The 12101-nt window shown below is 57.9% G+C and carries 8 protein-coding genes and 2 rRNA genes; 5 read left to right on the top strand and 5 right to left on the bottom strand.

The window, feature by feature from the left end; translation table 11 throughout:
- Window positions 1-7: 7 nt before the first annotated feature.
- Window positions 8-346, top strand: a complete 339-nt coding sequence (locus TX24_RS00050; protein WP_003187438.1) for a hypothetical protein — start codon at window positions 8-10, stop codon at window positions 344-346.
- 124 nt (window positions 347-470) lie between these two features.
- Here TX24_RS00050 and lapD read toward each other — a convergent pair whose 3' ends face one another.
- Together lapD and lapG are read right to left on the bottom strand one after the other, a co-directional pair.
- Entirely contained in the window at window positions 471-2417 is a 1947-nt protein-coding gene (gene lapD / locus TX24_RS00045; RefSeq protein ID WP_057709486.1) for a cyclic di-GMP receptor LapD, read from the bottom strand.
- A 14-nt stretch (window positions 2418-2431) separates the two neighbouring features.
- On the bottom strand, window positions 2432-3055 hold the full coding sequence (gene lapG, locus TX24_RS00040; protein WP_413469055.1) for a cysteine protease LapG: 624 nt from the start codon (window positions 3053-3055) through the stop codon (window positions 2432-2434).
- Window positions 3056-3374: 319 nt separating this feature from the next.
- Between lapG and TX24_RS00035 the strand changes: the two genes are divergently transcribed.
- The 4 genes from TX24_RS00035 (at window position 3375) to TX24_RS00020 (ending at window position 9540) form a co-directional block, all read left to right on the top strand.
- A complete protein-coding gene (locus TX24_RS00035; protein ID WP_003187432.1) occupies window positions 3375-4082 on the top strand; it encodes a GntR family transcriptional regulator in 708 nt (235 codons plus the stop codon).
- Between the two features lie 381 nt (window positions 4083-4463).
- Window positions 4464-5222 (top strand): DUF3050 domain-containing protein, encoded by a 759-nt coding sequence (locus tag TX24_RS00030; protein WP_003187430.1) that lies wholly within the window; start codon window positions 4464-4466, stop codon window positions 5220-5222.
- Window positions 5219-6166 (top strand): diiron oxygenase, encoded by a 948-nt coding sequence (locus TX24_RS00025; RefSeq protein ID WP_003187429.1) that lies wholly within the window; start codon window positions 5219-5221, stop codon window positions 6164-6166. The genes TX24_RS00030 and TX24_RS00025 overlap by 4 nt, the downstream gene beginning before the upstream one ends.
- The gene (locus TX24_RS00020; protein WP_057709485.1) at window positions 6163-9540 is read left to right on the top strand and encodes an amino acid adenylation domain-containing protein; all 3378 of its coding nucleotides are present in this window, start codon (window positions 6163-6165) and stop codon (window positions 9538-9540) included. The genes TX24_RS00025 and TX24_RS00020 overlap by 4 nt, the downstream gene beginning before the upstream one ends.
- A gap of 63 nt (window positions 9541-9603) precedes the next feature.
- Here the strand turns inward: TX24_RS00020 and TX24_RS00015 are convergent, their stop codons facing one another.
- From TX24_RS00015 to rrf (TX24_RS00005), 3 genes are all read right to left on the bottom strand, one after another.
- Entirely contained in the window at window positions 9604-11484 is a 1881-nt protein-coding gene (locus tag TX24_RS00015; RefSeq protein WP_003187426.1) for a methyl-accepting chemotaxis protein, read from the bottom strand.
- A gap of 274 nt (window positions 11485-11758) precedes the next feature.
- Window positions 11759-11874: ribosomal RNA gene (gene rrf, locus TX24_RS00010) — 5S ribosomal RNA — on the bottom strand.
- 109 nt (window positions 11875-11983) lie between these two features.
- Window positions 11984-12099, bottom strand: a 5S ribosomal RNA gene (gene rrf, locus TX24_RS00005).
- Window positions 12100-12101: the final 2 nt, after the last annotated feature.

The following is a 12101-nucleotide window of genomic DNA, read 5'->3' as shown; positions in this document are numbered from 1 at the left end:
GGTTGTTATGTTTTACGTGCAACGTGATGCACAGGGCGCGCTGGTTCGCGTAGAGGCTGCTGCCTTTACCGAATCCACTGAAACCCTGCCGGCCGATCACCATGAGATACAGGCCTGGTACGCCAACGAAGTGGTGGAAACCAGCCTGGCCCAGCTCAAACAGAGCGACTTGGAGATGATCCGGGTGCTGGATGACTTGATCCAGGTGCTGACCCGCAAGGGGGTGATCAGCGTGACCGACCTGCCGCCGGCAGCCCAGGCCAAGTTGATGGACCGTAACCAGGCGCGGGAAGCGTTGGGTGGGTTGAGCCAGTTGATCGATGATGACGAGAAAGGATTGATTTAATCCAACCGCTCCTACGCACTGTAGGAGCGAGCTTGCTCGCGAAAAAACTCAAATCGCCACGGGGTGTCAGGCTTTGCGCGTTATCGTTGGCGATCTTCGCGAGCAAGCTCGCTCCTAAAGGTAATTATTTCCAGGGCGCGGGCTCGCCAAACAGTTGGCCCTGCACACCGAAAATCCCCATCTCACGAATCACCTTCAGTTCGCCCTCGGTCTCTACACGCTCGGCAATCAGCGGCAGGTCGATGCTATGGGCCGCTCGCTGGATGGCCTCGATAAACAGGCGCTTGTCACTTTCCTGGTCGATGGCGCGAATGTAGCTGCCGTCGATCTTCAGGTACGCCAGGCCCAGGCGCGCCAGGTTCCCGATCATGCTGAACCGCCCACCGAAACGTTGCAGGCTGAGGGAGAAACCCAGCTCGCGCAGGCGCTGGGTCATCTGTTCCAGCACGTGCTGCTCAGGCAATTGCTCTTCACCGATCTCCAGGGTGAGGCGCGGGCCCAGGTTGCTGTGCTGGCGTAGCAGGTCATAAATGCGGTTCAGGGCCTGGGGGTCCTGCAGGGTCGCGGCCGAGAGGTTCAGCGCCAGGTTCTCGGTGTGGCTGCTCATCTGCTTGAGCACCTGCTCCAGCATCAGGCGGTCCAGGCGGGCCGACCAACCGAAGCGCTCAAGCCAAGGCAGGAAGCGCCCGGCCGGTATGGTGTGGCCGTCTTCGTCTTGCAAGCGCGACAGCACTTTGTAGTGCAAGACCAACTGTGGGTCCTGGCTGGCCACCACCGGCTGGAAATACAGCTGGAAGCGCTGCTGGGTCAGGGCCTGGTCCAACAAGGTATGCCAGGCATGGTGATCGTCACCGACACTGGCGGCGGCGCTGCGGTCCAGGCACACCCAACTGGTGTCGCCCTGCGCTTGGGCCTGGGCCAGGGCCTGGTCGGCCAGGGTCAACAGGGCTTGGGGCGCGTCGCCATGGCTGAACGGTGCCAGGCCGATATAGGCGACCGGTGTAACGTCGCTGGCACCGGTCGCTTGCAGGCTGAGCAAGGTGCTTTCCAGGTTTTGCGCCAGTTGCACCGCTTCTTCACGCATCAACCCTGGCGCCAGCACGGCGAACTCACCGCCACGAATACGGGTAACGAGGTTATGGGTTTCCGGGTACGGCTCGCACTGACGCAGCAGTTGTTCGCCAACCGCTTGCAGCAACTGGTCGGTACGCTGGCCGCCCAGGCGCTGGTTGAGGCCAGCCAGGTCCTTGACCCGCAGCAACAGAAGGTAACCAGAGTTGGTCTCTTCCGGGTTACTGACGCGGGCGTTGAGCTGCATCTCGAAATAACGGCGGTTGGCGAGGCCGGTGAGGTTGTCCTGGTAGGATTCGGTGCGCAGTTTTTCGCTACGCTCAGCCTGCTCCTGGAAGAGCGCCTTGAGCTTTTCCACCATCTGGTTCATGGCCTGTACCACGCGCCGCAGCTCTGGCGTGCGGGGCAGGTCCGGCAGGCTGAGGAACTCACGGCGGGCAATGGCGTGGGATTGCTTGACCATATAGTCCAACGGCTTCAGTTGCCGGCGCAGCAGCAGCCCACCGAGCACCACACTGACCGCGCCGCACAGCAGCAACCAGCCCAGGCTGCCCAGGGCGCTTTGCCAGAGCTTGGCCAGGGCGAACATCGGATGGCTGACCACTTCTACCCTTGCGGCCTGTTCCCAGCCACGGCTGACCAACGCATCACCACCGGCCGGCTCCAGGCCGATCAGCTTGACGAACCAGTTGGGCACGCCGTTGTTGTCGGGAATACCGCTGCGCTCGACGATGGTTTTGTCGGTGGCCAGGTCCACGACGCGGATGCTGGCGTAGTAACCGCTGTCGAAGATCGAGCTGACCAGCAGCTCCACCATGGCCGGGTCGTCGATATTCGGAGTCAGCGACAACGCCAACGCCGTTGCGGCATCCTGGGCGTGGGAGCGCAGTTGGTTGACGTACTGGGTGCGCGAGCTTTCCAGGCTGACCATGAAGCTGCCGCTGAAGGCGACCACCAGGAACAGACAGATTGCGATCAATAGCTGTTTGAACAGAGACATCCGATCAGTTACTCCTAGTTGGCAGGCTCGGCTGGAAAGCCTTCCGCACGCATTTTTCTCAACACATCCTGCCAGCGCGACAGGCGTTTGGTATCACCGACTTTCTTGTTGCCCTTGGCACCGGGCAAGTACAGCCCCTCGGCGTTGAATGAGTACACCGGGACCAGATCGGTGCGACGGGTGGCCGGCAGGATCTCATCCATCAGGCTGTCGAGCACCAGTGGTACGGCGTCGGGGGTCGAGTAATAGGTCAGGACCATGTGCGCTCGATTCTGCCGCAGGGCCTTGACGTACGTGATGCGCAGTTTGTCGCTGGACACCCCCAGATGACGCAAACTGAAATACTTTGCGATGGCGTAGTCTTCGCAGTCACCGGCGCCTTTCCAGAGTGCTTCGACGGGTGTCTCCCAATAATCGACAACGTGCCAGAGATCGATGTCTTCCACGTAGGTCATTTGCTTGTTGAAGAATAAATTGACGACCTTGAGCTGCTCCTGCTCGCTGACCTGTTTTTGGCTCGCCAACAGCCGCTGCCAGGCGTCGATACGCTGCTGGCCTTGGCCCAACGGCCCGTAGACGGCGGTGGCCTTGCGGCTGATCTGCGAGAAATCCCAATCGGCACGTAGCCCGCCGAGCATCAGGCCAGCCAGTAAAATTGCTGATAAAAGCCAGCAAAGCAGTCGATAGGGAATAAAACTTACCGCCAAAGTGTTCAGTCCATGAAAGAGACGGAATTTCAACGAATGGTGAAGCCTGGCCCTACAAAAAACAATGGCACAGTGCAATCATTCGCGGGAGCCCCGTTTTTATAACCGCCCCTTGTGAGAGACACAAAGTATGCTGTGTAAGCCCTTACAAACGGAAACTTTGGCTGTTTGACAAGCGCCTGGCCCATCTTTAGTGTTCTTTGGATCCAATTAGCCAAACTATTATTCAAAAAGGGAGGATAGCGCAACCGTGACGCAGAAGCCGAACCCATTAAGCAGCATCAAAATCAGCGGGCCTATTCCCGCCCATCTTGCGCGCTCCGTTATTGAAGAAACCTTGCGTAATGCCATCCTCGATGGGCGATTGCCCTGTGGCACCGCCATGCGCCAGCAAGAACTGGCCAGCCTGTTCGGCGTCAGCCGCATGCCCGTGCGCGAAGCCTTGCGCCAGCTGGAGGCGCAATCCTTACTGCATGTGGTGACTCACAAGGGTGCCGTCGTCGCCCCCCTGATCGAGGACAATTCGGCTGAGACCTATGCCTTGCGCATGCTGCTGGAGTCCGAGGCCCTACGCCTGTCGATTCCGTTGCTCACCGACGCGGACCTTGCTCAAGCCGAGGCCTGTATCAATGCACTGGAAAGCGAAAAAGACTACACCGAGATTGGTCGGCTCAATCGCCTGTTTCACATGGTGTTGTACGGCAAGGCGCCCAACCAGCGGCTACTCACTCTGGTCGAGCACGGATTGAATGAGGAGGAGCGCTTTCTGCGCTTCAACCTTGAAGCGATGGGGCTGGGCGAGACTTCCCAGGAGGATCACCGCGAACTGCTGAGCCTGGTAGCGCAGAAGAAGGTCGAGGAGAGCATCCTGACGCTGCGTAACCACTTGATGCGAGGCATGGAGGTAATCGCGACCTACCTCAGGGGCCTTGAGAGCGCCGACAAAAAAGCCGGGTAGTCGGTTTTTTTCGCTTGAGCCCTTAATACTTACGTGACGGAGCAACTTCCCTATCCGGATTGTTGCTCCGTCAGACATATTAAAAAAATCAACTAAAGGACAATTAACGCCGACTTAGCGCACGGAAAAATCCCACCTACAACCTGGCAACTTACCGCACATACAAACATCCGCAAAGTCCTTTAATACATTTGTATACCGGTTCAAACATTCAATCAGCTTATTATCTTCGTCCAGCAAGCTCCGCTTTCACAAACCGCTGCGACCGCCTATTTAAAAGGCAGCGTCGTGCGCGTGGTCGCGGCCAAGTTACTCTTACATCCACAACTATAATATTCCAACACTGCTTTTACAGCACTCGCAACAACTATAGGCGTCAACATGCATCAATATTTACTTGAGCAAAAAAAACAAAAACTGTTCGGCCACCCGTTATTTATAGAAATAACCACTCTTGGCAAGTTACAACACTTTATGCAATACCATGTATTTGCTGTGTGGGACTTCATGAGCCTGACCAAACGCCTGCAACAGGACCTGACCGGCACGCAACTGCCCTGGCTCCCCTGCGCTGACCCGCACGCTGCCCGCCTGATCAATGAAATCGTATTGGCGGAAGAGTCGGACGAGCACCCGACACGGGGCTATTGCAGCCACTTCGAGCTGTACCTGGACGCCATGACGGAAGTGGGCGCCAGCACTGTCGCAATCACCCGCTTTATCGAGTTGCAAAGCCAGGGAGTGGAGGTAAGCGCAGCGTTGCAAATGATCGGTGCGCCTCAGGGCGTGGCCCGCTTCGTCGACAGCACCTTACAAATCGCCTTGAGCGCCCCGACCCACTGTGTGGCGGCGGCGTTCCTGCATGGCCGCGAGAGTGTAATTCCGTCTATGTTCCAGAGGCTTTTGCATAGCCATGCTTTCATAGGTCGGCAGGCCCCTACGTTATGTCACTACCTCAGCCGCCATATCGAAATGGACAGCGATGATCACGGGCCTGCGGCGCATCAGTTGCTACAGCGTCTGTTCGAAGCAGACCCCAGCCGTCAGAGACAGGCCGATAACGCCGCCCTGGGCGCCGTGGAGAGTCGTATAACCCTCTGGGACGACGTACTGGCTTCGATGCAAGAGGTACGCCCGTGAACGCCGCCCACTACCAATCCTTTGCCGATGACTGGGAGCGTCGCGCAACCATCCGCACACGCCCCCGGCGGATGTTGGAAGACGACGACAAACTCATCTTCCCCCTGTGCCGCCAGCCTCTGGTGCTGAGTGCAACCTTTCTCAAGCACTGCCCACAATGGCGCGACTTCGTACTGATGCAAAGCTTCTATAAATTCATCAATGACGTGGTGATTTTCGAAACCGAGATCGTCGACAAAACCGCGCGCAGCATCGCTAAAAATCGCTTCTCCCTGCCCTTCCCGCTCGCCTGCCGCTACGACGCGATGACAGTCGTTGTCGACGAGGATTACCACGCGCTGGTCGCGCTGGATTTTCTGCAGCAAGCCGTGGAGATGACCGGAATCCAACCGCTTGATCTACCCGGGCAAATTGAATTGGGCCGCGCGCTGCCGGCAGCCCAGGCGCAGGTACCGGTATGTTTGCACGATGCCGTTGAGTTGATCGGCGTCGCCATCGCTGAGAACACCGTCACCCATGACGTCGCAGCATTTTCCAAAGACGGCAGCGTCAAATCTTCTGTCCGCGGCCTGATGGCCGATCATCTGTTTGATGAAGGGCGGCATGCGCGGTTCTGGACACAGTTGGTGCGTCTCTACTGGCAGTCGGCAAGCCCGCAAGATCGCGACCACATTGCCCAAGCCCTGCCCGTGTTCCTGACGCACTACCTGACCAACGACCTACAAAAAGACTTCGATCTGCAACTGATCGAACACTTGGTTATCAGTGCCGACGCTCGCCTGGCATTGCGCGATGAAATCCAGGCGCTGGACTTTCCCATCACCCATCAACATCCGCTGGTGACCAATATCATGGGCTTTCTGCACCACAGCGGTGTCCTGCAAACCCCTAGCGTGGCACGAGCCCTGAGCGACTACCTGCCCGTAGCGAGGAAGTTGGCATGAGGCGCTTGCAGATCGAGTGGCGTGGCACCAGTAAAGCTCTGGAGGCGCTCAAGCAGGAGCTGGAGCAATATGGGCATGTGGCAGGAGCGGGGTCTATCGACCTGATGATTGACGACGGGAGTCAGCCGCTGCCGCCCTCGCCCACCAGTGCGCCTTGGTTAAGCTTGCGCGTGGGTATCGGCCCGCTCTGCGAACACGGGCTGCCCTTACTGCAGTTGCGCTGCTATGACCGCGAGCGGCGCCTGCTAGCTGTGCAAGACGTTGCCCAGGAGCCCAGCGGCAATGGGCAGCGGTTGCGCCAGCAGGCAACGGATGCATTGGTGGAATGCGCTGCTTTGTTGGTCTGCGGTTTCTCAAGAGATCCCGCTTATTTCTCGGCAACGGCCACTGCTAACGCCTGGCCTGAACAGAGTCTGCAAGAGCTGGATGCCTTGGCTTTCATGCACCGGTTCAACCACACGGCGGACTCTGCCTTACTGCACGCGGCCCGAACGCCTATGATCGAACGGCTGCAGGCCAGCCTCAATACCTTCGCACATCGAACAGTGCTGAACACCGCCGGTCATGCGCTGACTTATCGGCAGCTCCAGCAACAAGCCATGGCTATTCAACAACGCCTGCTTCCCTTGCTGGAGGATGCCGGGGCTCCACAAGTGGTCGGCGTATGCCTGGAGAAATCCGCCGAGTTGTACGCCAGCATTCTCGCGGTGCTTGGCTGTGGCGCCGTGTATTTGCCGCTGGTGCCTGACCACCCGGAGCAACGCCAGCACTGCATGCTGACCAGCCTCAAGGCCTGTGTGCTGCTGGAGAATGGCCAGCACCCATTGCGAGAGCGTTTCGTTTCACTTGATGTGAGCCAGGTTGCCGCGCACAGCGCCGACATGACGCAACCGCTGATGCGCCGTCATCCCCGTGCCGACGAGCCGTGCGTGGCACTGTTCACCTCGGGTACGACGGGCCAGCCCAAGGGGGTACTGCTGAGCCAATACAACCTGGCGCATTTCACGGCCTGGCTCGTCAGTTGCGTGGCGTTGGATCAACACAGCCGCGTCCTGCAGTTTTCGCCGCTGGGCTTCGATTCGTCACTGATCGATATTTTCCCGACCTTGGTCGCCGGCGCCGAGTTGATCGTCCCCACCCCAGACCAACGTCACGACCCTCAGCAACTGCTAGAGCTGATTCGCCAGCAACGCGTCACGCATGGGTTCGTGCCACCGGCGCTGCTCAGTATCCTGCCGCTGGATCAGCCATTGGGCATGACCCATCTGCTGACCGGAGGTGATTTCTGCGAGCCCTGCGTGATCGAACAACTGGCCGGTCAATGCCAGTTGCATAACCTCTATGGGCCGACCGAGGCCACTGTGCTGGCGACCCATCGAGTATTCCAACGGGGCGACAGCCATCGCAATGTCGGACTTCCCATCGCCAACAGCCAGGTGCTGATTCTCGACGAGAACCTGCAGCCCGTGGATGAACAGGTAATGGGCGACTTGTACATTGTCGGTCCCGGAGTAAGCCTGGGTTATTCGAATACACCGTCCCTGGCCGACAATCCGTTCGTGGCACTGACACTGCCCAATGGGCAAGTGCTGCAGGCTTATCGCAGCGGCGACTTGGCGAAATGGACGCAAGTAGGCATCGAGCTGGGCGGCCGTCGGGATGAGCAAGTCAAGATCCGCGGGTTTCGAGTTCAGCCTCGGGATATTGAACAGTGCTTGCGCGATAGTCGCTTGTTTCGCCAAGTGGCAGTGGTGATCGATGCGGCACACAGAGTCATCGGGTTTGTCACCCAGCCAGAACCTGGCGCTACGCTGGCAAGCCTGAAGGAATACGCTCGGCAATGGTTGCCCGTGCACATGCAGCCAAGCGCTTGGAGCGAGCTGGCAGGCATGCCCCGTTCGAATAACGGCAAGATTGATCGCAAGGCCTTACTGGCCATGCCAATAACTACACCCGTCGGGGTGAGCCGCTGCCGCGTACAAGACCCTTTGCAGGCACAACTGGCTGACCTGTGGGGTGAACTGTTGGGATTACCCGCTGGCGACCTCTCGATCGATGAGAGTTTTTTCAACCTCGGTGGCCACTCCATCCTGTTGTCGACCCTGTTGCTACGCCTGCGCGAGCAGTTTGGTCGTAGCTTCTGCCTGAGCCCCTTTTTTGAGACGCCGACCATCCGCACATTGGCCGCACTCATGGATGGCGGCACGCTGCCGGATACCCGGTCCAACCAGATGGAGCAAGACGCGACGCGAGCACTGGAGGTCGAGACGCTGCCCGCGGTCCTTGCGGGAGACACGCGCAAAGCCATCGTCACCGGGGCGAACAGCTTTGTCGGGGTGCATATCGTCCAGGCACTGCTGGCTGGCGGCGCGCAGAACGTGGCGTGCCTGGTGCGTGAGTTACCCGGCCATAAGGCGGCGGCAAGGTTCGCCCAGGCGTTGCGTGAATACCGCTTGGAAGATCTGGACCTGAGCCGAGTGCAGGTATACGCCGCTGATATTCGTAAACCCCGCCTGGGCTTGGCCGATGACGTGTACGAGCACCTGGCCCGCCATTACGGCGTGGTGGTGCATAACGCCGCGCAGGTCAATCATGTGATGGATTACGCCTCACTCGCCAAGGACAACGTCGAACCGGTGCTGGAGTGCCTGCGTCTTTGCGAGACCCATTGCAAGAAGGTCCTCAATTTCATCTCGACGCTCTCAGCCTGCAGCAGCGTGGACGCCGATGGGTACGTGCTTGAAACGCCTGCCCGGCGCACACTGCCGCTCTACGTGAAAAATGGCTACAACCTTTCCAAGTGGGTCGCCGAGCGGCTATTAGGACGAGCAGTCGAGCAAGGGGCCTGGGTTAATATTCATCGTCCGGGGAATATCAGCTTCAATAGCCAGAACGGTGTTTGTCAGCCACAGAAAAACCGCTTGCTGTTGATGCTCAAGGGGTCTCTGCAATTGGGGCTCGTCCCGCGACTGGAGGCCAATTTCGATCTGATGCCGGTGGACTTCCTGGCGCGTTTCATCGCTTTCCATAGCGCTCATTTTGACACCGAGCGAAACGTGTTCAACTTGCACAATCCGCAGCCCTTGAATTGGGATCAGTACCTCGATGCCTTCAGCGAGGCTGGGCACGTTTTTGACCGAGTCAGCGTTGAAGAGTGGCAACGAGCGTTGCGCAAAGTGAGCCGTGATAACGCCCTGTTCGGGGTGCTGGGCTTTTATCTGGACGGGCTGGGCGAAGACATCGGTGACACGTCGATGATCCGTTACGACAATGCCCGGTGGGGCTTGGAAAAAATGGGGATGTGCTATCCACCCAAGAGCCAGGCGCTGTTACGCAAAGGCTGCGACTATCTGAGCGCTATTAGCTTCCTCTGAATAGCACCGTGGACGCAGGGCCAAGCAGTCGGAGCGAGTGGCCTCGCTCCGATGCAGTCAGAATCAGATCTTGAAGCTATCGACCAATTGCTTCAATCGGCTGGCCTGCTGGGACAGCGCATCGCAGTCCTTGAGCGTTTCGTTGAGGTTGGCCACACCTTGCTGGTTCAAGAGGTTGATCTGGTTGATATCGACGTTGAGGGTTTCAACCACTGCGGTCTGCTCTTCAGTCGCGGCCGCAACGGATTGGTTCATGCCATCAATCTCAACGATACGTTGCGTCACGCTGACCAAGCGCTCACCTGCCTGATTGGCGACTTCAACACTTTCTTCGCTGGAAGCCTGGCTGGCGTTCATGGTGGTCACGGCTTCACGAGAGCCCACTTGCAGCGAGGTGATCATCTTGTGGATTTCTTCTGCCGACTCCTGGGTACGGTGCGCCAAATTACGCACTTCATCCGCCACCACGGCAAAACCACGCCCGGCTTCACCAGCACGGGCCGCTTCGATCGCCGCGTTGAGGGCTAGCAGGTTGGTTTGTTGGGAAATGCCTTTGATCACATCCAGGATGTGCCCGATGTTATCGGTACTGGCATTGAGGGTTTCGATCTGAGTGCAAGACAGGCTGATCTTTTGCGACAACTCAGACATCGCCTGGATGGTTTGCTCCACCACTTTACGACCATCGTCAGCTTGTTCGCTGGCACCACTGGCGTGCTGGGACGCATCAGCGGCGTTACGCGCGATTTCCTGGGTGGCAGCACCCAGTTCGTTGATGGCTGCAGCCACGCTGTTGGTACGTGCGCTCTGTTCGTCAGAGCCGATGATCGACGCATTCGATGAAGCCATCACACGCTGGGACAAATCGTGCACCTGGCGTGTTGCCGAAGACACTTCGGAAATCGATGCGTGGATTCGCTCGACGAACTGGTTGAATGCGCTGCCGACCTCACCGAACTCGTCTTTGCTGGTCACGTCCAGACGTCGGGTCAAATCACCTTCGCCTTGGGCAATGTCCTGCATGGCCACGCCCATGGTGGTCAGCGGGCGCAACAGTACTTGAATCAACAGGCTCAGGAGCACCGCAATGGCCACAACGGCGATCAACATCGCAATCAAGGCCGAAGTGCGGAATTTGCCTAGTGGGGCATAGGCTTTTTCTTTGTCGATCGACAGGCCTATGTACCAGTCAGCGCCAGGCAAGCCGCTGATAGGCGTGAAAGAGAGGATGCGATCCTGTCCTTTGAGTACGACGTCCTGATTGAGCTTCTCAATGCGCACGTTGGTGCCAGGGTAGATGTCCTTGAGGTTCTTCATCACCTGGTCCTGGTCCGGACTGACGATGACCTGGCCATCGCCGCTGACCAGAAACGCATGGCCGATACCACCGAAGTCTACCGAGTTGATGATCTTCACCAGTGTCTGCAGGCTCAGGTCACCACCGACAACACCCAACAACTCGCCGTTCTTTTTCACCGGCATGGCAATTGTCACGATCTGACCGCCCACAGCCGCCATATAAGGCGGAGTAAGCATGGTTTTGTCCGCGAGTACTGCTTGCTTGTACCAAGGGCGCTGACGAGGGTCGTAGTCGTCAGGCATCTTCGCGTCAGGGCGCTGGGTGAATACCCCGTTGGCTTGTCCCACATAGGTGAACTGGAAGTTGCTGGTAAGCGCTGGTTGATCGACCAAACCAGGAAGATCGGCGGCGCTGCCCTGGTGGGCAACGTTTTGCGCCAGGTTCTCGAGAACCAGGATGCGACCACTGAGCCAGTTCTGCACACTGCTGGCAGTGAGCTCGCCGGATTGCTGGATGGACGAAGTGAGGTTTTGCCTGATGGTGCTGCGCTGCAGATAGTCGTTGTAGAGCGTGAATAGCGCAAAGGCTAAAACCACGACGCCTGACGCGGCCAACAGAATTTTATGACTGAACTTGAGATTCATTTCATCGACTTCTTTTGCCAAAGGGGGGTGAGCGTGCCGAGTGGAACATTCCATGTAACGGGATAGGCGGACTCTGCGGTCGCTCTATTTCGGTGCACGCATGGCTCGTCAGGCTTTCGGCCAAACTTCGACAAATCTTAGGAATTTGTGAGAAGCATCTTCTTTTAGCGTAGGAAACCGACAGGCGGTAAGTGTCGCGTAGATGGGCTGTGACGGGCCGCCCTAAACGACAAAACCCCTGTCTGCGTTAGCAGACAGGGGTTTCGGAATTCAATCTTGACGATGACCTACTCTCACATGGGGAAACCCCACACTACCATCGGCGATGCATCGTTTCACTGCTGAGTTCGGGATGGGATCAGGTGGTTCCAATGCTCTATGGTCGTCAAGAAATTCTGTGTACCAGACCGTTGGGTTGGCAACGTGCCGGTGAAATTCATGAGCTTCTACATAAACAAAACCCCTGTCTGCGTTAGCAGACAGGGGTTTTGGAATTTAATCTTGACGATGACCTACTCTCACATGGGGAAACCCCACACTACCATCGGCGATGCATCGTTTCACTGCTGAGTTCGGGATGGGATCAGGTGGTTCCAATGCTCTATGGTCGTCAAGAA

It is taken from the genome of Pseudomonas lactis, assembly GCF_001439845.1.
Taxonomy (GTDB): domain Bacteria; phylum Pseudomonadota; class Gammaproteobacteria; order Pseudomonadales; family Pseudomonadaceae; genus Aquipseudomonas; species Aquipseudomonas lactis.
Note: the sequence above shows the minus strand (reverse complement) of the source record. Positions and strands in the feature narration are given on the sequence as shown.

Coding starts and splice junctions, on each gene's coding strand:
- TX24_RS00050 (WP_003187438.1), top strand. CDS start 8: ATGTTTTACGTGCAACGTGATGCACAGGGCGCGCTGGTTCGCGTAGAG.
- lapD (WP_057709486.1), bottom strand. CDS start 2,417: ATGTCTCTGTTCAAACAGCTATTGATCGCAATCTGTCTGTTCCTGGTG.
- lapG (WP_413469055.1), bottom strand. CDS start 3,055: ATGCTCGGCGGGCTACGTGCCGATTGGGATTTCTCGCAGATCAGCCGC.
- TX24_RS00030 (WP_003187430.1), top strand. CDS start 4,464: ATGCATCAATATTTACTTGAGCAAAAAAAACAAAAACTGTTCGGCCAC.
- TX24_RS00020 (WP_057709485.1), top strand. CDS start 6,163: ATGAGGCGCTTGCAGATCGAGTGGCGTGGCACCAGTAAAGCTCTGGAG.
- TX24_RS00015 (WP_003187426.1), bottom strand. CDS start 11,484: ATGAATCTCAAGTTCAGTCATAAAATTCTGTTGGCCGCGTCAGGCGTC.